Origin of the sequence: Stenotrophomonas sp. NY11291, from assembly GCF_023277365.1 — a bacterium.
Classification (GTDB): Bacteria; Pseudomonadota; Gammaproteobacteria; order Xanthomonadales; family Xanthomonadaceae; genus Stenotrophomonas; species Stenotrophomonas geniculata.
This window is the reverse complement of the sequence record NZ_CP096975.1, coordinates 1,635,752-1,660,698: the sequence shown is the minus strand read 5'-3', so window position 1 is coordinate 1,660,698 and position 24,947 is coordinate 1,635,752. Positions and strand designations below refer to the sequence as shown.

The window sequence follows — 24,947 nt, the reverse complement described above, 5'->3', positions numbered from 1 at the left end:
CCGGTCCTCAACGCAGCAGCAACGATGGATCGGAGCGGACGACACTGCGTACCGCCATGATGCTCGAGAGCATGGCCATCACGGCGACCAGCGCTACGCAGCCGAGGATCACCATTGGTGTCAGCTGCACCGGAACGCGCTGGGTCTGCGCGATCAACAGCACCACCGTACTGAAGGCCGCCGCCAGCAACATACCCACGCCGCCGATCAGCAAGGCCTGCTCGAACACCACCCGCGCCAGCGCATAGCGGCCTGCACCGAGTGCATTGAGCGTGGCGTACTCACGCACCGAGCCGGCCACCACAGAGGCGAACGACTGGTTGGTGATCACCGCGCCGACGAAGCAGACGATGACGGCCATGAACAACACCGCGATGCCGGCGCCGGTATCGAACAGCCAGTACTGCTGCGAGCGGCTGGCGAACGCCGGCGCGGTCCAGAACTCGACCGGCATGGCCCGGCCCATCGACGCGGACAAGCGGTCTCGCACCCGGTCAGCCAGATCGGGCGAGCGCAGCCCGGCCAAGAAGTAGGTACTGCCTTCATGCGGGTCGGTACCGGCGATGGCGCGCGCGGTGTCGAGCGAGGCCAGCACGTTTACGCCACCCAGGCCACGCAGGCCCGGCTGCGCGGCAACCACGCGCACGGCCTTGCCATTGATCCAGGCACGGTTGTTCTGCAGGTCCACGCCGAGCGTATCCAGATCGGCGCTGTCGACGATCACCGCACCCGGCTCGCGCAGCTGCGCGCGCAGATCGGCCGGCAGGATGCGAGCGAACATCATCGCGTCGTCGCGGGTGGAAATGCCGGACAGGTATACCGACACATTGCCGGTGCCCTGCGCACTGGAACGCCATTCGCCATCAACCCACTCGTAGGGTTCGACGCGGGTGACATCCGGATCCATGCGCAGGTGGCTTTCCACATCCGCGCTGATCGCATGACCGTAGTTGACACTCTGGGTGCCGGGGAAACCGGCCCAGATGTCGGCCGACGATGCCTTCACATAGATCGCGGCGGTACCGAAGATGCCCAGCACCAGTGCCGCCTGCACGATCAGCAGCACACCTGCAAAGCACATCGCCAGCACCACCGGCAGGAACCGGCGCCACTCATAGACCAGGGTCTTGCGGGCCAGCGCGATCATTGCTGCTCGCCCTCCCCCTCGACCGGCAGCGGTGCGCCGCCAAGGGCACGGTAGAGCGACGCAAAGGCCAGCACGCGTGCACCCTGCGCGCCGATCAGGTCGGCCTGCGAGGCGATTGCCGCACGCTGCGTGTCCAGCCCATCGAACTCGCTGGACAAACCCAGCTGCACCTGCCGCGCATGGCGCTTGACCTGCTGGTCGGCGGCATCATTGGCCACACGCAGCGACTGGATGCTGCTGCCCTGGCGCGCCAGGCTGCCGAGCGCACCTTCCACTTCGCTCACGCCTTCCAGCACCGCCTTGCGGTAACCGAGCAATGCGGCGTCCAGCTGCTTCTCATCGGCCTGGAAACGCGCGCGGCGTTGACCCCAGTCCCACAGCGGAATATCGACGTACGGGCCGATCGACGGACTGGAATCGGAATTGGAGCGGGCGTTCTGGGTAAGGTTGTAGGCATACAGGATGGAGCCGCCAAGGCTGACCCGCGGATACATCGCGGCGCGTGCCGAACCCTTGCTGGCCGCAGCCTGCATCACCTCCGACTCGGCCAGCAGGATCTGCGGACGATGGCGCAGCAGATCCGCGGGAACCTGCTGCAGCGAGAACGTGCCCAGCTTCGGCGGCGTGCGATACGCGCGCCAGGCCGGATCCGGGCCGTCACGGCCCAGCAGCAATGCCAGCGCGCGAGCCGCGTTGTCGGCGTTTTCCCGAGCCTGCGCGATGGCGGCACGGGTGGCGGCCTGGCGTGCACGCAGGCGGTCCAGCTCGCCGGGCTCATCCAGGCGCAGGCGCTGGCGGACCAGGGCCAGTTGTTCACCGCGGTCGTCCACGGTCTGCTGCCGGGCCAGCAGGTCCTGCTGGGCCTGTGCCACGGTCAGGTCCAGATAGCTGCGCACCACGTCGGCAATCACCGCCACCTGCGCGGCATTGCGCAGCGCCTCGGCATTGCCGGCCGAGGCCTGCGCGCTGAGCTGCGCGCTCTCGGCGGCGCCAAACAGGCCCAGGTCCCAGATCGCTTCGATGCCGGCATGGAAGTAGGTATCGACGGCGGCGGCGTCCTGCACCTGCTTGGCGCTGGCCGAGATTTCCGGCAGGAAACGCGAGTCGGAGGTGCCGGCGACGATCCGCACGGCCTGCAGCCGCAGCGTGGCCTGCTGCAGGTCGAGGTTGCCGGCGATGGCCTGGTCCACCAGGCCGTCCAGCGCCGGGTCGGCCAGCACCTTCCACCACTGCCTGGCGTCCACCGCCACACCCTGCCCCTGCGGCACCTGGGTCCAGGCGCTGGGTGTGCGATCAGGCAGGTCCGGGACGGACACCGACATGCAACCCGCCAGGGCCAGGGTTGCCAACAACGCGCCGGGGCGCAGCACTGCCTGCAGGGAGAGTCCACGCCCTGTCCTGGGCACTGCCACTGAAGTGATACGCCTGACCACCAGCCCGCCAACGTGTAGAAGGAGCATGAAGGCTACCGTGCGATTGTGGAGCGAACATGGAGAAATGGTCCGAAAAAGGTCACAGCACGCGTGCGGTTCAGGCAACGATGGCATTGGCCTTTCGCCAGCCTTTCACTGCATGCGACGCACGGAACGCTGGTGCGACATCCAGGCCATTGCGTCTTGTTGCCACCTTCCCCGAGCCCCGCGCCTGCGGCCATCCCCACGACCGATACGCCCCGCCATTCCGATTGCGACACTGACGTCGGATTCGTCACGCCGGGCCACTGATATCACGCCCGCCATGAAGATGCCGTGGCGCGACTGTAGCGGCCCTGCCGGCCAACTTCATGACAAACGAAAAACGCTCCCTTTCGGGAGCGTTCTTCTTGAATCTGGAGCGGGAAACGAGACTCGAACTCGCGACCTCAACCTTGGCAAGGTTGCGCTCTACCAACTGAGCTATTCCCGCAGATTTCGTTCGACCTGCGTCGAAGGAGCGCTATTGTGTCGATATTGCTGCACGGCGTCAACAGGAATTTTCACGTGACGTGAAGGATGGCGTTCAGGCGCGCCTGCCTGTTCCCTTCACGTGCGCAGCCCGCGGCGATGGAAGTAGACCTGTTCGGCGATGCGGCGCATGGCCGCTGTATGCAGCAGTGCATCGAGCGGCCAATCGGCCTGCAGATGATCCATCGCCCAGCGCAGCATGCGCTTGCCATGGAACGCCGGCGCCACCTGCCGCGCCACCCGTTCCGCTTCCGGTCCTTGCCCACGCAGATGGCGGGCCATCGCCTCGCCGACCGCCCAGCCATGCCGCCACGAGGAGTGGATGCCCCCGGCGGAGAGCGGCGAGACGATGCCCGCCGCGTCGCCGGTCAGGATCACGCGTTGGCCGGTGATCGGCCCATCCGGCCGGCCGCAGGGCACCAGTCCGGCGCGGGTGGCCGAGGGACGCGCCGAAGGCGGAATGCCGACCCCATCGCGCACGTGGCCGAGGAAACCTTCAATATCCGGCGGCCGCACCTGTTGCGGGTCATGACGCAACGCCAACCCGACCTGCAGGCCGGTCGGATTCTGCGCGACCCAGCCGATGTAACCCGGCGCGTAGCACTTGCTGACGAAGCAATGCAGCGCGTCGCCCTGCGCGACCTGCAGGCCGGCGAACTCACGTTCGACGCCGTAGAGGTTGTCACGCACCTGGCCGAGCCCGGTGCGCTGTGCTACACGTGAGCGTGCGCCATCAGCGCCAACCAGATAGGCACATCGCCATCCACCAGCCAGCCGTCACCATTGCGATGTGCATCGGTGAAGGACTGCTGCAGGCGCAGGTCGACACCGTTCGCGCGCAGCTCGCTGGCCAGCCAGCGCATCAGGTTCGGCGTATCGGTGGTGAGGAAGTAATAGCCCGGCGCGGCCAGCAACACGCTGCGCAGATTCGGCGCATACAGGCGCACGTTTGCGACGCGTTGCGCGAGATGTTCGGGCATGCGCCCCAGCCAGGTCTGCTCCATCGCCTCTTTCACCACGATGCCGGTGGTGTGCAGGCGCTCGCCGGGGTCGGCCTTGCGTTCCAGCACGCAGACGCGCAGGCCGTACTGGGCAGCAGCCAGTGCGCAGGCGGCACCGGCAAAACTGGCGCCAACGATGACCACGTCGTGATCGTAGGCGGAAGGAGTGTGGAGCATGGCTGCATCGTCCTGGAGGAACGGAGATGCAGCTTCGAACTGCCGCGTGGTGAGGCGAAGGAGTGACGGTGAAGTGGGGATGAAGCGGGTTCTACGCAAACGAAAAACGCCCCCTTGCGGGAGCGTCTTTCTTGAATCTGGAGCGGGAAACGAGACTCGAACTCGCGACCTCAACCTTGGCAAGGTTGCGCTCTACCAACTGAGCTATTCCCGCTTGGGAGGCGAAATTTTACCTATTCCAAGGATGCCGTCAAGCGCTTTTTTCAGGGTCTGCGAGGTGCCCGGCGTCGCGTATCCGCGCCATGCGTGGATACGCGCATCGATGGGGTCAGTTGCCCAGCTTCTTCTGCCGCGAGCGCTCGCGTGCGGCGCGCTCGTCTTCGCGCAGGCTCGGCCAGGCGGCGTGCAGGTACTGCAGGCCCGACCACAGGGTCAGCACCGCGGCAATCGCCAGGGTCCAGTCGCCGATGTGGAACACCGGCCAGCCCATCCAGATGTCTTCCACCGGCACGTTGGGGGCCACCGAATACAGCAGGCACAGCAGCGCGACCATCTGCGCGGTGGTCTTGACCTTGCCGATCATCGCCACGCGTACCTTCGCGCGCTGGCCCAGTTCGGCCATCCATTCGCGCAGCGCCGACACCGCGATCTCGCGGCCGACGATGACCGCCGCCCAGAACGCCATCCACGGCGTCGGGTGGCCCTGCACGATCAGGAACAGTGCCACTGCCACCATCAGCTTGTCCGCGACCGGGTCGAGGAAGGCACCGAAGGCCGACTCCAGCTGGTAACGGCGTGCGATCCAGCCATCGAGCCAGTCGGTGATCGCGGCCAGGCCGAAGATCGCCGCCGAAGCGAAGTTGGTCCAGGTGTAGGGCAGGTAGAACACCAGCACCAGCACCGGGATCATCACGATCCGCAACAACGTCAGCCAGGTGGGCAGGGTCAACTTCATGCTTGCGTGCTTCTCTCTCTACTCGGCCGCATCAGGCGTGGCCAACCCGTGCAGGTTAGCGTAGATACGTGCCGCGAGGGCGTCATTGATGCCTTCCACCTTGGCGATTTCCGCTTCGCCAGCGGCTTTCAGGCCGACCAGGCCGCCGAAATGCTTGAGCAGGCTGGCGCGGCGGCGGGGGCCGATACCGGGGATGTCCTCCAGCTTGCTGGTCATCCGCGCCTTCTGGCGGCGGCCGCGGTGGCCGGTGATGGCGAAGCGGTGCGCCTCGTCGCGCACCTGCTGGATGAACTGCAGCGCCGGGTTGGCCGCGCCCGGGCGCAGCTCGCGGCCGTCGGGCATCACCAGCGCCTCGTGGCCGGCGCGGCGCTCCACGCCCTTGGCCACGCCCACCAGCAGTACGCCCTCCACGCCCAGGTCGGCCAGTGCGGCCTGCGCCTGTGCCAGCTGGCCGGCGCCGCCGTCGATCAGCAGCACATCCGGCAGCACGCCCTGCTCTTCCACCGCGCGGCGGAAACGGCGGTCGATGGCCTGGCGCATGGCGGCGTAGTCATCGCCCGGCTCGATGCCGCTGATGTTGAAGCGGCGGTACTGCGCGCGCACCGGGCCGGCGGCATCGAACACCACGCATGAGGCCACGGTGGCCTCGCCCAGGGTATGGCTGATGTCGAAACACTCGACACGCTTGACCGGCTCGGCCAGGCCCAGCATGTCGCGCAGTGCATCGCTGCGCGCGTGCTGCGCGTTGCGGCTGTTGAGCTCGGTGGCCAGGGTCAGCTGCGCGTTGCGACTGGCCAGCTCCACGTAGCCGGCACGCTCGCCGCGCACGTTCCACTTCAACTGCACCTTGCGCTCGGCCGAGGCGGACAGCGCGGCGACCAGCAGGTCGGCGTCGGGAATCTCGCGATCCAGCAGGATCTCGCGCGGTGGCTCGAATTCGATGTAGTACTGCGAGACGAAGGCGGCCAGCACTTCCTCCGGGCTCTCCTCACCGTTGGTGCGCGGGAAGAATGGGCGGGTGCCGAGATTGCGGCCATCGCGGAAGGCCAGCAGCAGCACGCAGGCCTGAGACCCTTGCATGGCCACCGCCAGCACGTCCAGATCTGCGGCGCGGCCGTCCACGTACTGGCGGGTCTGCATGCTGCGCAGCGAGGAGATCAGGTCGCGCAGGCGCGCGGCCTGCTCGAACTCCAGCGCCTCGCTGGCGGCCTGCATCTGCTCGCCCAGCTCGCGGGTCAGTTCGTCGCTCTTGCCTTCCAGGAAGAGCGCAGCGCGGCGCACCGACTCGGCGTAGTCCGGCGCCGGTACCAGCTCCACGCAGGGCGCGCTGCAGCGGCCGATCTGGTACTGCAGGCACGGCCGCGAGCGGTTGCGGAACACGCTGTCTTCGCAGCTGCGCAGCTTGAACAGCTTGTGCATCAGGTTCAGCGTTTCGCGCACCGCCGTAACGCCGGGATAGGGCCCGAAATAGCGACCGGGAATGGCGCGCGGGCCGCGATGCAGGGCGATGCGCGGCCAGTCCTCGCGGGTCAACAGCACATGCGGATAGGTCTTGTCGTCGCGCAGCGAGACGTTGTAACGCGGCGACAGCGACTTGATCAGCTGGTTTTCCAGCAGCAACGCCTCGGCTTCCGAGCGCGTCACGGTCACGTCCATGCGCGTGATCTGCGAGATCATCGACATGATCCGTGCGTTCTTCGGGCTGCCGTTGAAATAGCTGCCGACGCGGTTGCGCAGCGCACGCGCCTTGCCGACGTACAGCAGGGTGTCGTCGGCCGCGTACATGCGGTACACGCCGGGAGCGGTGCTGAGCTGGGCCGCGAAGGCCTTGCCGTCGAAGACCGGAGCGGGAACGTCGGTCATTCGCTGATCGGCACTTCGCTGAGCACGCCGCTGTCGGGATCGAAGCGCAGCACGGCATGGGCGTCGGTCTCGGCGATCCACACCGCACCTGCGCCCACGGCCAGTCCAGCCGGGCCATGCAGGCGGCGCGGCAGCGGCTGGGTGGTCAGTTCGCCACCACCCAGGCGCAGCGTGCGCAGGCGGCCATTGCCGGTATCGGCAATCCACAGCAACGGTGCATCCGGACTCAGCGCGATCGCCTGTGGGAACTGCAGGCTGGCCTGTGCGCGCGGGCCATCTTCGTCACCGAAACGCCAGGGGCCCTGCCCGACCAGCGTCTGCACCAGATCCCCGCGCAGCTGCAGTGCGCGGATCGAGGAGCCCAGCGCATCGGCCACGTACAGCACCTGCTGCACCACCGCCAGGGCGGTCGGCTGTGCGAACGCGGCCAGATGGCCGCTGCCATCACGCTCGTCGATGGCACCGCTGCCAGCGCGCCATTGCAGGCTGCGCTGACCCAGGTGGTAGCTCCAGATGCGGTTGTCGCCGGCCATGGCGATGTGCAGCTGGTTGTCAGCGATGGCCAGGCCGACCGGGTGGTCCAGCGAGACCTGCCGTGCCTGCGCGACCGGGCCCTCCACCGGCGCGCCGGGGCGGCCATTGCCGCACAGCGTGTCGACGATGCCGGTCAGCAGGTTGATGCGACGCACGGCATGGTTGCCGGTGTCGGCCACGTACAGCGCGTCGCGCTCCAGCACCAGCGCATGCGGACGATGGAACGCCGCTTCGGCGAGGTTGCCGTCCATGAAATCGGCGGTCCCCAACCCGAACTGGCGCAGGATGCGCCCGCCGTGGCTGCATTCGAGGATGCGGTGATGGCCACTGTCGGCGATGTACAGGCGTTCGGTGCTGACCGCCAGGCCCAGCGGGAAACGCAGTGCCTGGCGCGGCTCCGGATGCAGCTCGGTACCGCCGCGCGGCGGTGCCGACGGCGCTCCGTGGCACAGCGCATTCAACGCACGCTCAAGGTCTCCTGGAGCCCCCAGCCCGACCAGCCGTTGCTGTTCGCGCCCCTGCGCGTCCAGCAGCACCACGGTCGGCCAGGATGTGATGCCGAAGCGACGCCAGCCATCCCAGTCGGCATCGAGCAGGACCGGCATTGACAGCCCTTGGCGACGCAGCAGTTTCAGTGCGGCGCCGGCGTCACGCTCGAAATCGAAGCGGGGTACCTGCAACACCAGCGGCTGCAGCATGCCGGGGTGACGCGACAGCCATTGACCGAATTCGGCCAGGCGCTGTGCGCTCCAGGCAGAAGCGGCGTTGACGAACAACAGTGCCACCGGCCGACCGCGCAGTTCGGTCAGGGTGCAGGGGGCGGCATTGAGCCAGGTGGCGAACTCGGGCAGGTCCGGGACGGGCTGGACGTTCATGGCCCGATTATGCCGGAGTCGGCGTCATGCAACAGTCGTGCCACTGCACGTTTTGCAGCATTGTCGACCAGCGTCCAGACCTGTTCAAAGTGATCGCTGCCGCCGGTGTAGGGATCCGGGATGGCCACCTGCCCCTCCCCGCCCGACCAGGGCAGGTACAGCGCCAGCCGCTCACGCTGGGCAGGTGCCACCAAGCGTCCCGCATCCCGCAGGTTCGCCTCGTCGGCGCACAGGATCCAGTCGAAGCGGTCGAAATCCGCGGCGTGCAGCTGGCGCGCACGCAGGCCGCCGATGTCCACACCGTGCCCGGCTGCGCAAGCTATGGCACGCCGGTCCGGCGGCTCGCCGACATGCCAGTCACCGGTGCCGGCCGAATCCACCTGCACCCGCCCCGCCAGCGGTGAAGCGTCCAGGCGTGCGCGGAGCGCACCTTCGGCCATCGGCGAACGGCAGATGTTGCCGAGGCAGACGACCAGCAGCCTCATCGCGCGGCCAGCGTCTGCAGCAGCGCTTCAGCGCGTTCCAGATCCTCGGGCGTGTCGATGCCGGGCGGGAACGGTTCCGGCGAGATCGCCACACTGATCGGATGGCCCGCTTCCAGCACGCGCAGCTGCTCAAGCGATTCGACCTGCTCCAGCTGGCCCGGGGGCATCGCCGCGAACTGCTGCAGGAAACCGGCGCGGTAGCCATAGATGCCGATGTGGCGCAGCCAGGCATGCCCTTCCGGCAGCGTGTCGCGGCTGCGCGCGAAACCATCGCGGTGCCAGGCGATCGGTGCGCGGCTGAAGTACATCGCCTCGTTGCGCACGTTGCGCACCAGCTTCACCACGTTCGGATCGAACAGGGTTTCTGCATCCTCCACCGCGGTCGCCAGGGTCGACATCGGCGCATTGCCGTCAACCAGCGCCTGGGCCACCGCACGGATACCCGCAGCGGGTGCAAACGGCTCGTCGCCCTGCAGGTTGACCACCACGGTGTCATCGGCCCAGCCGGCGATGCGCGCGCACTCGGCCAGGCGATCGGTGCCGGAGGCATGCGAGGTGGCGGTCATTGCCACCTTCACTTCGGCCAGGCCGGACAGTGCGTCGGCAATGCGTTGATCGTCGGTCGCGACCCAGACCTCGCCGGCACCGGCCTGCAGCGCGCGGCGCACCACATGCAGCACCAGCGGCTCACCGCCCAGCAGGCGCAGCGGCTTGCCCGGCAGCCGCGAGGCGGCATAGCGGGCCGGGATGGCGACGACGAATTCGGTCATGGGGCGGTACTCGGCAGGCTCGTTACAACGGGAATGCGGCCGGCGGCGCATGAATGCAAGCGCCGCCGTGCCACTCAGTTCGGTCGCAGCTTGTCCAGGCGGTCGGTCAGCGCCACCCAGAACGCGGCAGGCAGCTCGGCGCGCAGCGGGACCGCGTAGTGCCAGTCATTGCCGAACGCCCGGCATTTCACCGCGTCCTTTTCGGTCATCAGCACCGGCAGCTGGCTGCCAAAGGACAGGTCCTGCGGCTGATAGGCCTGATGGTCGGCGAAGGCGTGCGGCACCACGCCGATGCCTCGCGCGCGCAGCATGTCGAAAAAGCGCTGCGGGTGGGCAATGCCGGCCACGGCGTGCACGCGCTGGCCCTTGAAGTACGACAGTGGACGGGCACGGCCACCGGCCAGCGGCTGCGCGCTGTCGATGTGCAGGGCCATCGGCCACTGGCCGAAACCACAGGCCTGGGCCGCAGATTCCTCATTGGCCTGGCCAAGATTCACCACACGGAAATCGCACTCGCTGGCGCGGCTGACCGGCTCGCGCAGCGGTCCGGCCGGAATCATCCGGCCATTGCCGTAGCGGCGCTGCGCATCGACCACTTCGATCTCGATGTCGCGCGCCAGCCGGTAGTGCTGCAGGCCGTCGTCGCAGACAATCACATCGCAGCCGGCCTCGATCAGCGCCCTGCCGGCAGCAACGCGATCACGGTCCACGCGCACTGGTACGCCTGTCTTCCAGGCAATCAGCACCGGTTCGTCGCCGCCCTTGGCGGTCGGCGTATCCGCCTTCACCCACAGCGGTTTGTCCGCATCTTCGCGGCCGTAGCCACGACTGGCCACGCCCGGCTTCCAGCCGGCGGCACGCAGGCGCTCCACCAGCGCGATGGTCAGCGGCGTCTTGCCAGTACCACCGGCGGTGATGTTGCCAACCACGATGACCGGCACCGGCAGCGTGTAGCGCTTGCGCCAGCCACGCCGATAGGCGCGCCGGCGCAGCGCGGTGACGCCGGCATACAGCGGCGCCAGCAGGCGCATCGCCCACGGAACCGGGCTGCCGTCGTACCAGTACGGCGGGGTCTGGGTACCCTTGCCGGCCATCAGTCCTGCCTTTCGCGGAACTGCATGCTGTGCAGATGCTGGTAGAGGCCACCCATGGTGAGCAGCTCCTTGTGGGTACCGCGCTCGACGATGCGACCGTGGTCCATCACCAGCACCTGGTCTGCATGCTCGATGGTCGACAGGCGGTGCGCGATGACCAGCGTGGTGCGCTCGGGCATCAATCGCTGCAGCGCGTCCTGCACCAGGCGCTCCGATTCGTTGTCGAGCGCTGCGGTGGCTTCATCGAGGATCAGGATCGGCGCGTCGCGCAGGATCGCACGGGCGATCGCCAGGCGCTGGCGCTGGCCGCCGGACAGCAGCGCGCCGTTCTCGCCCACCGGGGTCTGCAGCTGCTGCGGCATGCGCGCGATGAACTCCCAGGCGTTTGCGGCTTCGGCCGCCGCTCGGATCTGTTCATCGGTCGCGTCCATGCCATAGGCGATGTTCGCGCCAATGGTGTCATCGAACAGCATGACCTTCTGCCCGACCATCGCCACCTGGCGACGCAGGTCGGCCAGCGGATAGTCATCCAGCGCCACCCCATCGAGGGTGATGCGCCCGCCGCTGGGTTCGTAGAAGCGCGGCACCAGCCGGATCAGGCTGGTCTTGCCACTGCCGGACCGACCGACGATGGCGGTGACCGTACCCGGCTTGGCCACGAAGCTGATGTCGTCCAGGGCGATGCCACTGTCTTCGCGGTAACGCAGCATGACGTGCTCGAAGGCCAGTTCGCCACGCACGCGCTGCACCGTGTTGCGGCCATCGTCGCGCTCGACCGGCATGTCGAGGATGTCGAACAGGCGCTCGGCGGCGGACACACCGCGGGAGATCGAGGACTGCACGCTGGTCAGGCGGCGCAGCGACGGGATGATCGCCGTCATCGAGATCATCAGGCCCATGAACTGGCCGGCATTGAGGCGGCCCGCCAGTGCTTCGCGGGTCGACACCCAGACGATCACCGCCAGCGCCAGCGCGGCCAGGAACTGGACCACGCTGGAGGCACCGGCACGGGTGATTTCCACCTTCATGTTCAGCGCCAGCATGCGGTTGGCCAAGCGCGAGTAGCGCGACATTTCGTGCTGCTGCGTGCCGTGCACCTTCACTTCCTGCTGGGCCGCCAGCGACTGCTCGGCGGTCTGCGCCATCGTGCCCATGCCGTCCTGGATGCCACGGCTGATGCGCCGGTAGCGCTTGCCGACGTAGGACACGATCACGCCGATCATCGGCACCACCACCAGCATGGCCACGGTCACCTTGACACTCATCTGCAGCATCACCGCCAGCATGGCGATGATGGTCAGGGTGTCGGCAACCACGGTCTTGAGCGCATCGGCACTGGCCTGGGTGACCTGCTCGGTATCGAAGTTCAGGCGGCTGACCATCACCGGCGTCGATTCGGTATCGAAATGCGAGGACGGCAGGTGCAGGTACTTGGCCAGCACCTGTTCACGCAGGTCACGCACCACGCTGCGACCGGTCTTGGCCAGCGCGTAGTCGCTCACCCAGGTGGCGGCGCTGCGCATCAGGAACAGACCAAGGATGGTCAGCGGCAGGATCACCGCCATTTTCGGTTCGGGGTTGACGAAGCCGCGGTTGACCAGCGGCTCCATCAGCTTGGTGAAGTGGTAGCCGGCCACCGACTCCACTGCCATGGCGATGACAGCGGCGACCATCATGCCCCAGTAGGCACGGGTGTATCCCAGCAGACGTTTGTAGATCGGCCACACCGGCGCGTGTTTGGAACTCATGGACGCACCTCGGGTGCTGTTGCAATGGCAATACGGCGGAAGCCGAGCTGACCGAGCGCATCCTGCGCGGTCACCACGGCCTGATAGGGCGTGCGGGCATCGGCACGCAACAGCACCGGCTGGGTGCGGTCGCTGCCGGCAACGGCCGCGATGGTCTGCTTGACCGACTCGACGTCGTTGCGCAGCACTTCCTGGTCATTGATGAAGTAGCGGCCTTCGGCGTTGATCAGCACGCTCAACGAGCGCGGTGGCTCATTGCTGGGCTGCTGGCTGGCCGTGGGCAGCTCCACCTGGAGTGTCGAGCGCGCGTCGAAGGTGGTGGTGACCACGAAGAAGATGATCAACACCAGGATGACGTCGATCAGTGGCACCAGGTCGATATGCGGCTCATCCTGGGATCGGTCGTTGCCGATACGCATCGATCAGGCCTTCGCCGTCGCCGCGCCGGCCGGGCGCGTGGCAGCGGCAGGATTCATCACCCCGGGTCGGCCATCCAGCGTATCCAGCAGCGCGCTGGCTTCCTGCTCCATCTCCACCACGTAACCGTGGATGCGGCCCTTGAAGTAGCGGTGGAACATCAGCGCCGGAATGGCGACGATCATGCCGGTGGCGGTGCACACCAGCGCCTTGCCGATACCACCGGCCAGCTGGTTCACATCACCCACGCCGTGGTCGAGGATGCCCAGGAACATCTGGATCATGCCGATCACCGTGCCCAGCAGGCCCAGCAGCGGCCCGGCCGAAGCGATGGTACCCAGCGCGTTGAGGAAACGCTCCATGCGGTGCACCAGGTGGCGGCCGGTGTCTTCGATGCGCTCGCGGATCTGGTCGCGCGGGCGGTTGCGGGCTTCCAGTGCGGCAGCCAGCAGCGCGCCCAGCGGCGAGTTCGCGCGCAGGGTCTGCAGGTGGGCCGGGTCGAGCTTGCCGCGTGCCGCCCAGTTGCGCACTTCCTGGCCGAGGCCGGGCGGCAGCACTTCAGTACGCCGCAGGGACCAGAAACGCTCCAGGATGATCGCCAAAGCCAGTACGCCCAACAGCAGCAGCGGCACCATCGGCCAGCCACCGGCCTTGACCAGTTCCCACACGTTTCAACCCTCCGGCCCAACGGCCGCTTGTTCGATCGGCGATAGGATAGCAGCCGACCGCGCCCGCCCAGCGGCATCCCACCAGCGGAATGCGTCGATGCGCTGTTCACGCAGCTGCAGCCCTTGTGCGCCAAGCCATATGCGGATCGCCCCGGAATCGGCCGTGGCCAGTACCTCGGCCCCTTGCGCCTGCCAGCGCTGGACCACGTCCTGGCGAGGGTGCCCGAAGCGGTTGCGGTGCCCGGCCGAGACCACCGCCAGCCGTGGCGCCACAGCCTCGACCCACGGCGCGCTGGAGCTGCCGCCGCTGCCATGGTGCGGCACCAGCACCACATCCGCCTTCAGCGCTGCCGGAGACGCCTCCAGCAGCGTCCGCTCGGCCGGCCGGCCGATGTCACCCGGCAGCAGGACCACGCCGTGGCGGCTGGCGATGCGCAGCACGCAGCTGTCCTCGTTTTCGGCCTGACGGCTGCCCGGCGCCGGGTGCAGGACCTGGAAATCAACCCCGTCCCACCGCCAGCGCAGCCCCTGCTGGCAGGGCGTGGCGCCAGCGATGGTGCTGCCCGGTGGCGCCAGCAGCTGCAGTCCTGGCAGCTGCCGTCGCAGGCTGGACAGGCTGCCGGTGTGATCAAGATGGTCATGGCTGAGCATCACCTGCCGGGGCGGCCCCTGGCCGAGCGCGCGCAGGGCCGGGACCAGAATCCGTTCGTTGCCTTCGCCGCCGGTCGGCGGCCCCACGTCGTACCAGAGCGCGTGCCGCGCCGTACGCACCAGCACCGCAGTGCCCTGCCCTACGTCATGCACCAGCAGCTCCAGTTCTCCTTCGGCCGGTGCATGCCGGGCGGGCCACAGCAGCGGCAGGCACAGCAGCAGGCCCGCCAGGCCACCGCCGGCGCCGCGTGGCAGCAGCCACCAGAACACCCCGGCCAGTGCCGCCGGTACCGCCCAGCGCGGCGCCTCGGCCAACCACCACATCGCCTGCGGATGCAGCGCCAGTGGCTGCAGCGCCTGCCAGCTCAGCTCGAACAGCCAGGCCGCGGCACGCCAGGCCCAGCGCCCGGCACCGTCGTGCAGCACCTGCAGCGCAGTACCCAGCAACGACAACGGCACCACCAGCAGGGTCCACCACGGAATGATCGGCAGGTTGACCAGCGGCCCCAAGCGCGCGGTGCCGCCGAACAGGGCCACGCACAGCGGCAACAGGCCAAGGCTGGCCACGCCCTGGGCGGCCAGGAAGCCACGCAGGCCCCCACCGGCGCCCTCCGGCCCGGTTCGCGGCAGGCACCACAGCAGCCACAGCACGCCGCCAAAGCTGAGCCAGAAGCCTGCCGACAGCACCGACAGCGGCGCCGGCAGCAGCATCACCATCGCGGCCAGGGCCAGCCCCTGCCCCGCACCCACCGGGCGACGTCCGGCACGGGCCAGTGCCACCAGCCCGATCATCAGCGCCGCACGGACCGTTGGCAGCGCGCCGCCGGCTGCCACGGCATAGGCGGCTGCGGCCAGCGCCGCGCCCCATGCCGCCGCCTGCGGCCGTGGCCAGTACCGTCCCAGCACTGGGCACAGCCACCACGACACGCGGCACAGCAGCACGCCGAAACCCGCCACCACGCCCACGTGAAACCCGGAAATGGCGACCAGATGGGTCAGGCCCAGCGCGCGCAGGTGTTCCCAGTCGGCATCGGACAGGCCGCGGGTGTCGCCCAGGGCCAAGGCCTGCACGAACCGCGCGGCAGGATGTGCCACCTGCGTGGCGATGGCATCACTGCTGCGCTCGCGCCAGGCCGGCAGGCCCTGCGCAGGCGCCTGCTCACGGGCAGCGCCCGGGTCGCGCACCGTGCCATTGCCGGAGATACCACGCAGCAATGCATGGCGTTCGCCATCGAAGCCGCCGGGATTGATCCGCGAGCGTGGCGCACGCACGCGCAGCGACAACTGCCAATGCGCCCCGGCACGAACCGCATGGCGCCCGCCGGCCTCGTGCGCTGACGATCCGCGCCACGGGTCGTTCCAGGTGACCTGCAGGCGCTTGCCGCGCAGCACTGGCAGCGTATCGGCCTCCTCCACGTGCAGCACGAAACGCGTGTAACCGGGGCCTCTCTGCGGAAGATCGGCCACCCGCCCGCGCACCTGCACATCCTGCGGCGGCGCGTCGGGTGGAAGCTGGTCGTGCAGGGCCCACTGCCCTTGCACTGTTGCCCATGCCAGGCCGAGCATGACTGCAGCCCAGGTGCGGCCTCGCCAGCGCAGCAGCCAGCCAGCGCCGCCTGCAACCGCCATCGGCACGCTCAGCCACAGCGGCAGCAACGCCGGCATCTGCACGCAGGCCAGCGCGCCCAGCACCAGGCCGGCGGCGCAGCCGGGGCCGAACAGGGCCGGCGCGGAACGTTCGGAAACCATTCCAGCAGCCTGCCGCCGGGCGCGACAGGTTGCCTATCGGGGTTTTCCCCGCGCGGCTGTCAGCGCCGGACGGTGCCGCGGTGGAAATTGACCCGGAAGCTGGCACCACCGCCAGCGGCCTCGCCGACACTGACCGAGCCGCCGTGGTGCTGCACGATTTCCTTCACCAGATGCAGGCCCAGGCCACTGCCACTGCCCGCCGCGCGCAGGCGATGGAACGGCTCGAAGATCGCTTCACGATCGCTCACCGGAATACCGGCACCCTGATCGCTGACTTCCAGCAGGCCACGTGCATCCAGGCGCACGCAGATGGTGCCGCGTCCGCCGCCGTGGACAATGGCGTTGTGCACCAGGTTGGCGATCACCCGTCCCAACGCCAGGCTGTCGCCGTGGATCCACACCGGCATCTCAGGTGCATCCACTTCGAAGCCGTAGCCGGCACCGACCACCAGCGGCGCCAGATCGGCGGCCGCTTCACGCACCAGCAGCGCCAGATCCAGCCGCTGCAGTGCGCCGACATTGCGATCAAGTCGCTGCAGGTCAAGCAGGTGCTCGGCGACGTTGCCGAGCCGCGCTACGTCGGTCAGCAGCTGCGACTTCAGCTCGCCCTGCGGCAGCTGCGACAGACGCGCCTGCACCACCGCGATCGGCACACGCAGCTCGTGCGCGGCATCGGCAAGGAACTTGTCACGCGCCGCATAGCCCTGCTGCACCTTGTCGATCGCGTCGTTGAAGGCTTCGACCAACGGCGCGACCTCGGTCGACACCAGCTGCGCATCCAGCCGCGCACCCGGCTGGCCGATATCCAGCTCCTTGGCCTGTTGCGCGGAGCGGCGCACGCCACGCATCGCGCGGTGGATCACGGTCGGCATCACCAGCAGCGTGACCACGATCAGCGGCAGGAAGAACCACAGGCCGATCAGACGCAGCACCATCAGCGCGCCATCCAGCAGCCCGCCCTTCGGTGCCCCGCCCACCATCACCGTGATGCGCCGTCCATCCTCGTTGCGGATCATCACCCGCGCCACATCCAGGTAGGGCGGCACCAGCGAACCAAGTTCGGTCGCGCCCAGCGTCGGCAACCGCGCCAGCAGCGGCGCGTGGATCGCCGGAATCGTGCCGCGCTCCAACCAGCCCCCCTTGTCGTCGACTGCCGCGAACCAGAGGTTGCCGCCGGCACTGGCATCGAGCTTTTCCCAGCGCGCCTGGTCCAGCACCAGCCGGCCACCATCGCTGTGCACCGCCTTGGCCACCGCCTCGGCCATGAACATGTCCATGCCCCAAGTGTCCTTGTCACCCCAGGTCAGGATCAACGCAACCACAGCGAACAGCACGGTGAAGGCCTGCGCCAGGAACAATCGCCAGGCCAGGCCCAGGGTGATGGAGCGGATCGGACGTGCCATCTCAGGCCTCCGCCAGCAGGTAGCCGACGCCGCGGATCACATGGATCTCCACGCCGGCCCCGGCCTGTTGCAGCGCCTTGCGCAGCTTGGAGATATGCGCGTCCAGTGCATTGGACTGGATCTCGTCATCGAAGCCGTACACTGCCGCCTCCAACGCGCTGCGGGTGACGGTGCGTCCCTGTCGCATCGCCAGCGCCTGCAGCACCAGCACCTGGCGCCGGGGCAGCGCCAACAGCTGGCCCTCCACCTGCGCCTGCAGCGATTCGAAGTCGAATTCCAGCCGGCCCAGATGCAGGCTTGGCGTCACCATCGCCGAGGGCCGGCGCGAGACCGCGCGGATCCGCGCCATCAGCTCCTCGATCGCCACCGGCTTCACCAGGTAGTCATCGGCACCGACGTCCAGCCCCTCGACCTTGTCCGACAGCGTGCCCTTGGCGGTCAGCATGATCACCGCCAGGTTCGGGCGCAGCGCGCGCGCGGTGGCGACGAAAGCCACGCCATCGCCATCGGGCAGCTGGCGGTCGAGCAGCATCAGCTGGTGCACCGGCTCGCGCAGCGCGATCGCGGCTTCGGCCAGGCTGCCGACCACGTCGGCGACCACGCCCTGCCGCTCCAGGCCCGATTGCAGGGCACGGGACAGATCGGGATCGTCTTCGACCAGGAGGATGCGCATCAGGGGCTCGGCTACCGGAAACGGTGCCGATCATAGTGCCTGGCGCCGGCTTTGGGCGCCTTCGCGTGCCGAATGCCAAGGCGCAATGTTCTGACAATGTTATGCCCGCACCATGCACAGCCATCCCCCGCAAAGTGGCTGATCGATGCCGTCGCTGTCCCCGACCCTGCTGCGCCCGTTGCTGTTCTCCGCTGCCATCGGCCTCCCGTTGATCACCCACGCCGCCGACCGGAACCCGGGGGTGCAGGCCGGTATCAGTGCCGGCGCGACCTCAGGGGCCTACGCCCACTACGACGTCAAGCCGCTGGTCGTACCGTCCATTGCCTGGCAGGGCGAGCGCTTCTTCGCCAGCCCGGGCTCGCTGGACATGTATCTGTACAAGCGCGAAGGCCTGCGCCTGTCGGCGGCGGTCACGCCCTACACGCTGCGCTTCAAGACCGACGACGTGAACGATCCTCAGCTGCGTCGCCTGCACAGCCGGCAGATGTCCGCCATGGCCGGCATCAATGGTGAATACAGCGCCGACTGGGGCATCGTCGAGGCCAGCGTGATGCGCGAGGTCACGGGCCACGGAGGTGGCATGGAATCGCGCCTGCACTACAGCTATCCGATCCAGGCCGGTCGCTTCACCTGGGTGCCCAAGGTCGGCGTGGTGCACTCCAGTGCGCGCCTGCTCGACTACTACTACGGCATCACCGACGAAGAAGCGCTGCGCTCGGGACTTGCCGCGTACAACCCGGGCAGCGCGACATCACCGAACCTGCAGATCGCGGTCAGCACGCCCCTGGGCACGAAGTGGCGCGCGACCGGCGTCGTCGCCAACCAGTGGTTCGGCGATGCCGTAGAGGACAGCCCGATGGCCCGTCGCGGCACGCAGACGTCGGCCTTCATTTCCCTGATGCGCTCGTTCTGATCGAGCGCCCGCAACGGACAAGGACCCCCCATGGCCTCCGTCTCCCCTGCTGCTGAAGCGCACGCGATCCTGCGTGCCCCGGACCTGGACAGCGCCGAGCGCGCCTACCTGGGGCTGCTGCCGGACCTGGAACACGTAAACGCGTTGACGCGCCGCGCACTTGGCCTTTCGCGTGCTGCCGATGCGGCACGCGGCTATGCGTTGTCGATGATGCTGGTGGGATTGCGCCTGCAGGAGCTTGAGATGGGCGAAGCAACCGCAAAGGAACATCGCCAGGCCACCCTGCGCAGTCTGCGCCAGGCCTTCAGCGCCTGAGCGCAGGCCAGCAACGCCGCCGGCGCTGCAGGGCAGCGGGAAGACTCAGCGGAATGTGGTCCACGCCAGCACGGCCGCCAGCAGGGCCACCCAGATCACCGCCTTGAAGGTACCCTCCAGCATGTTGCCGCCGAACAGCAGCTCAAGGATGGGATTGGGCCGGGAAACCGGAACGTGATCGCTCATCGGTGTTTGGTCCTGGTGGTGGTTGCGGGGTGCGCGTGCCTGACCGCGCAGGCACCACTCTAGTACACGCGGCGCCTCTGCGGACGTGCGGGCAACATCACCTTAACAATCCGCGCGCCCGTTCCGGTATGTTCGGCCCAACGCTGTGTTCAAGGATGATCGATGCTCAAGCGCGTCCTGTTCCCCGTTGTCGCCCTGCTGCTGTCCGCGCTGATCGTCGCGCTGGGATGGCAGAACCACCAGCTCCGGCAGATCAACGCGCAGATGGCTGCCCAACTGCAGAACATGCGGCTGGAAGCACATGGTCTCGGCCTGGGCAGTCGCCCGGAAGCACTGGCGCTGCGCACGACCCAGCACACTCACGTCAACATCGGCGGCGCGCGCGACGCACCTCAGATCCTCTACTTCTTCTCCACCACCTGCCGCTACTGCCTGGCCTCGATGCCACAGCTGCAACAGATCGCAGCAGCACGCGGCCGCAGTGAACTGATCGGCGTGGGACTCCCCCCTTACGACCAACTGGCCGACTACGCCGGACAGCATGTATTGCAGTTCCCGATCGCCATTGACAGTGAAGGCGATGCGTCCAAGCGCTACCGCGCCACGGTCACGCCGATGCTGATGGTGCTGGCCACCGATGGCAGCGTGACCTACAAGCATGTGGGCCAGCTCGATGAGCAGGTGGTGCGCGCCGCCATGAACTCGCTGACGCCAGCCCCTGCACTGCCCTGATTGCCGCGCGCCGCGTCGGCGCGCGTCATCGTTCACCGCATCCGCGCCACAACCGGCACCCCGGTGCCTGCGGCAACTGCAACACCACAACGCCAACCAAGGAGATACACATGATCGGAAAGAACGTACTTTCGTCCGTCGCCGGTATCGTCGTTGTTGCGGCCCTGGCATTCGGTGCCAGCCAGGCCTTCGCCGTCGCCCCCAAAACCGGCTATGCGCCCGGGTGCGAGCCGCATCCGAGCTGCCCGTTCGGCAACTCGGGCAAGCCTGGCCAGCTGCTGTGCTGTGATCCGCTGTAATCGAAGCCGCACCGCAGGTCGGCCCCGCTGATCTGCTGCAGGTGCCGCAGCGCTGAGCCAGCCCTGCGGCGATGATCGGTGCCCACCCGCACATTGGGCACCGCGCCGGGCCGCCTCCAGGGGCGGCCCGGCACTTCCGGCCCCGGATTCATCCTTCCCCGGGCGCCTTGGCGCGCGCTTTACCGGCTTTCGTCGCATACCGGTTTCACACCGCAGGGGGCAGTGCCACGCTGGACTCCCTTCTCCGGAGCACCGTGCCATGCCGATGCTTGCCCTGCTGCTGTTGTGCGCTGGCCTGTTCGGTTGCGATACCGACGCAGGGGATCCCTCCCTGCGCAGCCAGATCCTGCAGGCCGACGCTGGGCAGGCAGAAACATCATCGATGCCGGATCGGAAAGCGGCCCCGGCCCCCCTGCAGCTGTACCGGCTGCGCCAGGATCGCGTACTGCGCGTGGGCAATCAGCCGCTGCAGGCCGACGCCCCACAGCGGCACGCCGGCTCGGCGCGATTCGCGCAGGTCTGGGAACGCGTGGACGGGCACTGGCGGCTGCAGCGCATGATCAGCATCGACGAATGGGTGGCCCAACACTGATCGCGGGTTGCAACCCACCGGCGCAAACGAAAAAAGCCGGCCCAGGGCCGGCTTCCATCGTGATCCACCGCTGCACCGGCAATGCCGGGAGCCAGGTGGTGGGCGGTACAGGGTTCGAACCTGTGACCCCTACCATGTCAAGGTAGTGCTCTACCGCTGAGCTAACCGCCCATCTTGTTCTTGCCGCCCGAAAGCTGGCCTTGCTACGTAAAAACCCGGCGCCAGGGCCGGGCTTTGCTGTTCACGACAGCCCCCTTTCGGAGACTTCGTGGTGGGCGGTACAGGGTTCGAACCTGTGACCCCTACCATGTCAAGGTAGTGCTCTACCGCTGAGCTAACCGCCCGTTTTTGCTTCTGAACGTCCGCGATTGCGTCGGTGCAGGCCGCGTATATTACGGATGCCGGCCGTGAAGCGCAACACTTTTGTGAAGAAGATGCTGCACTGCCGCGTTCAGCCCAGACTCGCTTCCTTCAGCTGCCGGATCTGGTCACGCACGCGGGCGGCATCCTCGAACTCCAGGTTCTTGGCGTGCTGGTACATCTGCTGTTCCAGTGCCTTGAGACGGGACGCCAGCTGGGCCGGGCTGAGCGATCGATAGTCACTCCCCTCCTCGGCAACGCCGGGCCTGCCTTTGCCCTTGCCCTTCTTTGCTTCCTTCTCGGCGGCGTCCGAACGCGCCCCTTCCAGCACGTCGACGATCGGGCGCGCCACCGAGCGCGGCACGATGCCGTGCTCCTCGTTGTACTCGACCTGTTTGGCGCGACGACGGTCGGTCTCATCGATCGCGGCCTGCATCGAACGGGTGATCTTGTCCGCATACAGGATCGCCTTGCCGCGCACGTTGCGCGCGGCACGGCCGATGGTCTGGATCAGCGAGCCGGTCGAGCGCAGGAAGCCCTCCTTGTCGGCATCCAGGATCGCCACCAGCGACACTTCCGGCATGTCCAGGCCTTCGCGCAGCAGATTGATGCCCACCAGCACGTCGAACTTGCCCAGGCGCAGGTCGCGGATGATCTCCACGCGCTCGACCGTGTCCACATCCGAGTGCAGATAGCGCACGCGGATGCCGTGCTCGGTCAGGTACTCGGTGAGGTTCTCGGCCATGCGCTTGGTCAGCGTCGTGACCAGCACCCGGTCACCGGCCTTGATGCGCGCGTTGGCTTCGCTCATCAGGTCGTCGACCTGGGTCCCCACCGGGCGGATCTCCACCACCGGGTCGATCAGGCCGGTGGGACGTACGACCAGCTCGGTGATCTCGTCACCGGCCTCGCGGTACTCGTAGGGGCCCGGCGTGGCCGACACATAGATGCTGCGCGGGCAGCGCTCTTCCCACTCCTCGAAGCGCAGCGGCCGGTTGTCCAGCGCCGAGGGCAGACGGAACCCGAATTCGACCAGCGTCTCCTTGCGCGAACGGTCGCCCTTGAACATGGCACCGATCTGCGGAATGGTCACGTGGGATTCGTCGATCACCAGCAGCGCGTCGGCCGGCAGGTAGTCGAACAGGGTCGGCGGCGGTTCGCCGGCATTCTTGCCGGTCAGGTGCCGGGAATAGTTCTCGATGCCGTTGCAGAAGCCGACTTCGGCCATCATTTCCAGGTCGAACTGGGTGCGCTGCGCCAGGCGCTGCGCTTCGACCAGCTTGTTCTGCGCGTACAGCTGCTCCAGCCGCTCCTTCAACTCGACCTTGATCGTCTCGATCGCTGCCAGCACACGCTCGCGCGTGGTGGCGTAGTGGGTCTTCGGGTAGACCGTGAAGCGCTGCATGTTGCGCAGCGTCTCGCCGGTGAGCGGGTCGAACAGGGTGATCTTCTCGACCTCGCCATCGAACAGTTCCAGACGCAGCGCTTCGCTGTCCGACTCGGCTGGGAACACGTCGATCACTTCACCACGCACGCGGAACGTACCGCGCTGCAGCTCGTACTCGTTGCGCGTGTACTGCAGCTGGGTGAGGTGGTTGATCAGGTCGCGCTGGTCGATGCGCTCGCCCTTGGACAGGATCAGGCGCAACGACAGGTAGTCTTCCGGCGCGCCCAGGCCGTAGATCGCCGATACCGTCGCCACCACGATCGCGTCCGGGCGCGACAGCAGGGTCTTGGTCGCCGCCAGTCGCATCTGCTCGATGTGCTCGTTGATCGAACTGTCCTTCTCGATGAAGGTGTCCGACGACGGCACGTAGGCTTCCGGCTGGTAGTAGTCGTAATAGCTGACGAAATACTCCACCGCGTTGTGCGGGAAGAATGCCTTGAACTCGCCATACAGCTGCGCCGCCAGCGTCTTGTTCGGCGCCATGATCAGCGTCGGCTTCTGCACGTTCTGGATGACGTTGGCGATGGTGTAGGTCTTGCCCGAACCGGTGACGCCCAGCAGGGTCTGCTTGGCGATGCCCGCTTCGAAGTTGCTGGTCAGCTTTGCGATGGCATCAGGCTGGTCGCCCGCCGGCGAATACGGCGAGACGAGTTCAAAACGGTCGCTCATGGTGTTGCCAGTTCCCGGGAAGGGTGAGTATACGGGGCAAGCGGTGACGGCCAGCTGAGGGGTTTCCGGGCAGGCAGCCGCGGCGTTGGCCGATGGTGAATGCGCGAGCACGGAACGAGGCTGGAGGCATGTCCCTTCATCTTCGCCCTGCCCGGCTCCACCGCGGCCTCCATCTGATCGAGCTGCTGATCGCTGTCATGGTGCTGTCGGTCCTGCTGGCTTTGGCGTGGGGCCCCTGGCAACGCACGCTGCGGCACTTCCAGGCGGAAACGCTGCGCGCCGAACTGGTCGCCAGCCTGTCGATGGCACGCAACGCCGCCATCACCGAACGCCGCCGTGTGACGGTCTGCGGTTCGTCGGACGGCATGAGATGTGACCAGGCATGGAGCCAGGGCTGGCGGGTGCAGGTCGAACCGGCCAACAGCGCGACCGGCGCCGCAAGGGAACTCCGCGTGCACAGGGCACGCCGGCGTCATGTCGACCTGCGCACCAGCGATCATCGGCCCGACATCCGGTTCCGGCCCGACGGCCGCAATGCCGGCACCAACCAGTCCATCGTGCTGTGCATGAATGGACAGGAGCACAGCCGCGTCATCATCAGCGTCCCCGGGCGGGTCAGGAGCCAGCGCCCGCGCAGGCCGATCCCCTGCTGAAAACTGAAATGCCATCGCGGAAACGAAAAAAACCGCGATTTCTCGCGGCTTTTTCGAATCTGGCGCCCGAAGTTGGACTCGAACCAACGACCCCCTGATTAACAGTCAAGTGCTCTAACCGGCTGAGCTATTCGGGCGGGGTGCGCATTTTAGCCAGCGTTCGCCGGAGAGTGCAAGCCTTTTATGCGATGTGGCGAAACGGCCCGCCCTTCACCAGCATCCGGGCCCCTTGCTGGCATTCGGCGTCTTTCGTCCGGCCTGGTCCAGGGTCAGTGTGCCGCAGTCGTCCTTCTTCTGGATCTCGGTCGGTGCCGCCTGGAGGGTAAAGGAGGTGCCATTCGGCGTTCCCACGTAGGAAAGCGTGTATCTGGCGGCACCGTCCCGTGGCGATTGCGAGAACGGCAGCGTCATGCCCGCGTAGGTGTTCTCCACGGTATGCCGCCGCTCCAGCATCTGCGCCAGCTCGACCAGATCGGCCTTGGCCTGGGCACGATTGGCCTTGCGCACATAGGCCTGGTACGAAGGCAACGCGATGGCAGCAAGAATGGCGACCACGGCCACGGTGATCATCAGCTCGATCAGGGTGAAGCCGGCGGTGGTTCGACGCCTGCTGTACAGATGCATGGGC

At 67.5% G+C, this 24,947-nt stretch carries 23 protein-coding genes, 5 tRNA genes and 1 pseudogene; 6 read left to right on the top strand and 23 right to left on the bottom strand.

Annotated elements, in window-relative coordinates:
• Positions 1-7 precede the first annotated feature (7 nt).
• The 17 genes and pseudogenes from M1L61_RS07740 to M1L61_RS07655 form a co-directional block, all read right to left on the bottom strand.
• Positions 8-1,147 carry an ABC transporter permease gene (locus M1L61_RS07740; RefSeq protein ID WP_248854528.1) on the bottom strand — a complete coding sequence of 380 codons (1,140 nt, stop codon included), beginning with the start codon at positions 1,145-1,147 and terminating at the stop codon, positions 8-10.
• Complete coding sequence (locus M1L61_RS07735) at positions 1,144-2,607, bottom strand: efflux transporter outer membrane subunit (RefSeq protein WP_248854527.1); 1,464 nt, start codon at positions 2,605-2,607, stop codon at positions 1,144-1,146. Before M1L61_RS07735 ends, M1L61_RS07740 begins: the two co-directional genes overlap by 4 nt.
• A 369-nt stretch (positions 2,608-2,976) precedes the next feature.
• Positions 2,977-3,052: transfer RNA gene (locus tag M1L61_RS07730), tRNA-Gly, on the bottom strand.
• 116 nt (positions 3,053-3,168) lie between these two features.
• Positions 3,169-4,268, bottom strand: a pseudogene (locus tag M1L61_RS23155) (NAD(P)/FAD-dependent oxidoreductase).
• Positions 4,269-4,406: 138 nt separating this feature from the next.
• Positions 4,407-4,482: transfer RNA gene (locus M1L61_RS07715), tRNA-Gly, on the bottom strand.
• A gap of 114 nt (positions 4,483-4,596) precedes the next feature.
• A complete protein-coding gene (gene pgsA, locus M1L61_RS07710; RefSeq protein WP_010486073.1) occupies positions 4,597-5,223 on the bottom strand; it encodes a CDP-diacylglycerol--glycerol-3-phosphate 3-phosphatidyltransferase in 627 nt (208 codons plus the stop codon).
• Between the two features lie 18 nt (positions 5,224-5,241).
• Positions 5,242-7,086, bottom strand: coding sequence for an excinuclease ABC subunit UvrC (gene uvrC, locus M1L61_RS07705; protein WP_010486074.1), 1,845 nt, complete (start codon positions 7,084-7,086; stop codon positions 5,242-5,244).
• Complete coding sequence (locus M1L61_RS07700; RefSeq protein ID WP_248854524.1) at positions 7,083-8,495, bottom strand: hypothetical protein; 1,413 nt, start codon at positions 8,493-8,495, stop codon at positions 7,083-7,085. Before M1L61_RS07700 ends, uvrC begins: the two co-directional genes overlap by 4 nt.
• Positions 8,492-8,980 (bottom strand): low molecular weight protein-tyrosine-phosphatase, encoded by a 489-nt coding sequence (locus M1L61_RS07695; RefSeq protein WP_248854523.1) that lies wholly within the window; start codon positions 8,978-8,980, stop codon positions 8,492-8,494. The genes M1L61_RS07700 and M1L61_RS07695 overlap by 4 nt, the downstream gene beginning before the upstream one ends.
• Positions 8,977-9,750 carry a 3-deoxy-manno-octulosonate cytidylyltransferase gene (gene kdsB / locus M1L61_RS07690; RefSeq protein ID WP_248854522.1) on the bottom strand — a complete coding sequence of 258 codons (774 nt, stop codon included), beginning with the start codon at positions 9,748-9,750 and terminating at the stop codon, positions 8,977-8,979. The genes M1L61_RS07695 and kdsB overlap by 4 nt, the downstream gene beginning before the upstream one ends.
• Positions 9,751-9,824: 74 nt before the next feature.
• Positions 9,825-10,844 (bottom strand): tetraacyldisaccharide 4'-kinase, encoded by a 1,020-nt coding sequence (lpxK, locus tag M1L61_RS07685; RefSeq protein WP_248854521.1) that lies wholly within the window; start codon positions 10,842-10,844, stop codon positions 9,825-9,827.
• Complete coding sequence (gene msbA / locus M1L61_RS07680; protein ID WP_010486079.1) at positions 10,844-12,592, bottom strand: lipid A export permease/ATP-binding protein MsbA; 1,749 nt, start codon at positions 12,590-12,592, stop codon at positions 10,844-10,846. The genes lpxK and msbA overlap by 1 nt, the downstream gene beginning before the upstream one ends.
• Positions 12,589-13,011, bottom strand: a complete 423-nt coding sequence (locus M1L61_RS07675; RefSeq protein ID WP_010486080.1) for a biopolymer transporter ExbD — start codon at positions 13,009-13,011, stop codon at positions 12,589-12,591. The genes msbA and M1L61_RS07675 overlap by 4 nt, the downstream gene beginning before the upstream one ends.
• Before the next feature lie 3 nt (positions 13,012-13,014).
• Positions 13,015-13,677: a MotA/TolQ/ExbB proton channel family protein gene (locus M1L61_RS07670; RefSeq protein ID WP_019337175.1), complete on the bottom strand. Its 663-nt coding sequence runs from the start codon at positions 13,675-13,677 to the stop codon at positions 13,015-13,017.
• 3 nt (positions 13,678-13,680) lie between these two features.
• Positions 13,681-16,077 (bottom strand): DNA internalization-related competence protein ComEC/Rec2, encoded by a 2,397-nt coding sequence (locus M1L61_RS07665; protein ID WP_248854520.1) that lies wholly within the window; start codon positions 16,075-16,077, stop codon positions 13,681-13,683.
• A gap of 59 nt (positions 16,078-16,136) precedes the next feature.
• The gene (locus tag M1L61_RS07660; protein WP_126560704.1) at positions 16,137-17,480 is read right to left on the bottom strand and encodes a HAMP domain-containing sensor histidine kinase; all 1,344 of its coding nucleotides are present in this window, start codon (positions 17,478-17,480) and stop codon (positions 16,137-16,139) included.
• A gap of 1 nt (position 17,481) precedes the next feature.
• Complete coding sequence (locus M1L61_RS07655; protein ID WP_010486084.1) at positions 17,482-18,153, bottom strand: response regulator transcription factor; 672 nt, start codon at positions 18,151-18,153, stop codon at positions 17,482-17,484.
• 145 nt (positions 18,154-18,298) lie between these two features.
• On the opposite strand from M1L61_RS07655, the gene M1L61_RS07650 reads away from it, so the two are divergent.
• Both M1L61_RS07650 and M1L61_RS07645 read left to right on the top strand, forming a co-directional pair.
• A complete protein-coding gene (locus tag M1L61_RS07650) occupies positions 18,299-19,066 on the top strand; it encodes a MipA/OmpV family protein (protein ID WP_248854519.1) in 768 nt (255 codons plus the stop codon).
• 30 nt (positions 19,067-19,096) lie between these two features.
• Positions 19,097-19,381 carry a hypothetical protein gene (locus M1L61_RS07645; protein ID WP_010486086.1) on the top strand — a complete coding sequence of 95 codons (285 nt, stop codon included), beginning with the start codon at positions 19,097-19,099 and terminating at the stop codon, positions 19,379-19,381.
• 45 nt (positions 19,382-19,426) lie between these two features.
• Here M1L61_RS07645 and M1L61_RS07640 read toward each other — a convergent pair whose 3' ends face one another.
• A complete protein-coding gene (locus M1L61_RS07640) occupies positions 19,427-19,567 on the bottom strand; it encodes a hypothetical protein (RefSeq protein ID WP_010486087.1) in 141 nt (46 codons plus the stop codon).
• A gap of 162 nt (positions 19,568-19,729) precedes the next feature.
• On the opposite strand from M1L61_RS07640, the gene M1L61_RS07635 reads away from it, so the two are divergent.
• The 3 genes from M1L61_RS07635 (at position 19,730) to M1L61_RS07625 (ending at position 21,190) form a co-directional block, all read left to right on the top strand.
• Entirely contained in the window at positions 19,730-20,299 is a 570-nt protein-coding gene (locus tag M1L61_RS07635; protein WP_109813805.1) for a TlpA disulfide reductase family protein, read from the top strand.
• Positions 20,300-20,409: 110 nt separating this feature from the next.
• On the top strand, positions 20,410-20,598 hold the full coding sequence (locus M1L61_RS07630) for a hypothetical protein (protein WP_019337168.1): 189 nt from the start codon (positions 20,410-20,412) through the stop codon (positions 20,596-20,598).
• Positions 20,599-20,857: 259 nt separating this feature from the next.
• Positions 20,858-21,190, top strand: a complete 333-nt coding sequence (locus tag M1L61_RS07625; RefSeq protein ID WP_134958928.1) for a hypothetical protein — start codon at positions 20,858-20,860, stop codon at positions 21,188-21,190.
• Positions 21,191-21,286: 96 nt separating this feature from the next.
• Here M1L61_RS07625 and M1L61_RS07620 read toward each other — a convergent pair.
• The 3 genes from M1L61_RS07620 to uvrB all read right to left on the bottom strand — a co-directional run bounded on the left by M1L61_RS07620 (position 21,287) and on the right by uvrB (position 23,666).
• Positions 21,287-21,361 (bottom strand) — tRNA-Val (locus M1L61_RS07620).
• 98 nt (positions 21,362-21,459) lie between these two features.
• Positions 21,460-21,534: transfer RNA gene (locus M1L61_RS07615), tRNA-Val, on the bottom strand.
• A gap of 107 nt (positions 21,535-21,641) precedes the next feature.
• On the bottom strand, positions 21,642-23,666 hold the full coding sequence (gene uvrB, locus M1L61_RS07610; RefSeq protein ID WP_057503595.1) for an excinuclease ABC subunit UvrB: 2,025 nt from the start codon (positions 23,664-23,666) through the stop codon (positions 21,642-21,644).
• A 128-nt stretch (positions 23,667-23,794) separates the two neighbouring features.
• Between uvrB and M1L61_RS07605 the strand changes: the two genes are divergently transcribed.
• Positions 23,795-24,319, top strand: coding sequence for a GspH/FimT family pseudopilin (locus tag M1L61_RS07605; RefSeq protein ID WP_043400494.1), 525 nt, complete (start codon positions 23,795-23,797; stop codon positions 24,317-24,319).
• A 60-nt stretch (positions 24,320-24,379) separates the two neighbouring features.
• On the opposite strand, the gene M1L61_RS07600 is transcribed toward M1L61_RS07605, so the two are convergent.
• Together M1L61_RS07600 and M1L61_RS07595 are read right to left on the bottom strand one after the other, a co-directional pair.
• Positions 24,380-24,456 (bottom strand) — tRNA-Asn (locus M1L61_RS07600).
• Positions 24,457-24,529: 73 nt separating this feature from the next.
• Entirely contained in the window at positions 24,530-24,943 is a 414-nt protein-coding gene (locus M1L61_RS07595; protein WP_043400488.1) for a type IV pilin protein, read from the bottom strand.
• Between the last annotated feature and the right edge of the window lie 4 nt (positions 24,944-24,947).

Coding starts and splice junctions, on each gene's coding strand:
- M1L61_RS07740 (WP_248854528.1), bottom strand. CDS start 1,147: ATGATCGCGCTGGCCCGCAAGACCCTGGTCTATGAGTGGCGCCGGTTC.
- M1L61_RS07735 (WP_248854527.1), bottom strand. CDS start 2,607: ATGCTCCTTCTACACGTTGGCGGGCTGGTGGTCAGGCGTATCACTTCA.
- pgsA (WP_010486073.1), bottom strand. CDS start 5,223: ATGAAGTTGACCCTGCCCACCTGGCTGACGTTGTTGCGGATCGTGATG.
- uvrC (WP_010486074.1), bottom strand. CDS start 7,086: ATGACCGACGTTCCCGCTCCGGTCTTCGACGGCAAGGCCTTCGCGGCC.
- M1L61_RS07700 (WP_248854524.1), bottom strand. CDS start 8,495: ATGAACGTCCAGCCCGTCCCGGACCTGCCCGAGTTCGCCACCTGGCTC.
- M1L61_RS07695 (WP_248854523.1), bottom strand. CDS start 8,980: ATGAGGCTGCTGGTCGTCTGCCTCGGCAACATCTGCCGTTCGCCGATG.
- kdsB (WP_248854522.1), bottom strand. CDS start 9,750: ATGACCGAATTCGTCGTCGCCATCCCGGCCCGCTATGCCGCCTCGCGG.
- lpxK (WP_248854521.1), bottom strand. CDS start 10,844: ATGGCCGGCAAGGGTACCCAGACCCCGCCGTACTGGTACGACGGCAGC.
- msbA (WP_010486079.1), bottom strand. CDS start 12,592: ATGAGTTCCAAACACGCGCCGGTGTGGCCGATCTACAAACGTCTGCTG.
- M1L61_RS07675 (WP_010486080.1), bottom strand. CDS start 13,011: ATGCGTATCGGCAACGACCGATCCCAGGATGAGCCGCATATCGACCTG.
- M1L61_RS07665 (WP_248854520.1), bottom strand. CDS start 16,077: ATGGTTTCCGAACGTTCCGCGCCGGCCCTGTTCGGCCCCGGCTGCGCC.
- M1L61_RS07660 (WP_126560704.1), bottom strand. CDS start 17,480: ATGGCACGTCCGATCCGCTCCATCACCCTGGGCCTGGCCTGGCGATTG.
- M1L61_RS07655 (WP_010486084.1), bottom strand. CDS start 18,153: ATGCGCATCCTCCTGGTCGAAGACGATCCCGATCTGTCCCGTGCCCTG.
- M1L61_RS07650 (WP_248854519.1), top strand. CDS start 18,299: ATGCCGTCGCTGTCCCCGACCCTGCTGCGCCCGTTGCTGTTCTCCGCT.
- M1L61_RS07645 (WP_010486086.1), top strand. CDS start 19,097: ATGGCCTCCGTCTCCCCTGCTGCTGAAGCGCACGCGATCCTGCGTGCC.
- M1L61_RS07640 (WP_010486087.1), bottom strand. CDS start 19,567: ATGAGCGATCACGTTCCGGTTTCCCGGCCCAATCCCATCCTTGAGCTG.
- M1L61_RS07635 (WP_109813805.1), top strand. CDS start 19,730: ATGCTCAAGCGCGTCCTGTTCCCCGTTGTCGCCCTGCTGCTGTCCGCG.
- M1L61_RS07630 (WP_019337168.1), top strand. CDS start 20,410: ATGATCGGAAAGAACGTACTTTCGTCCGTCGCCGGTATCGTCGTTGTT.
- M1L61_RS07625 (WP_134958928.1), top strand. CDS start 20,858: ATGCCGATGCTTGCCCTGCTGCTGTTGTGCGCTGGCCTGTTCGGTTGC.
- uvrB (WP_057503595.1), bottom strand. CDS start 23,666: ATGAGCGACCGTTTTGAACTCGTCTCGCCGTATTCGCCGGCGGGCGAC.
- M1L61_RS07605 (WP_043400494.1), top strand. CDS start 23,795: ATGTCCCTTCATCTTCGCCCTGCCCGGCTCCACCGCGGCCTCCATCTG.
- M1L61_RS07595 (WP_043400488.1), bottom strand. CDS start 24,943: ATGCATCTGTACAGCAGGCGTCGAACCACCGCCGGCTTCACCCTGATC.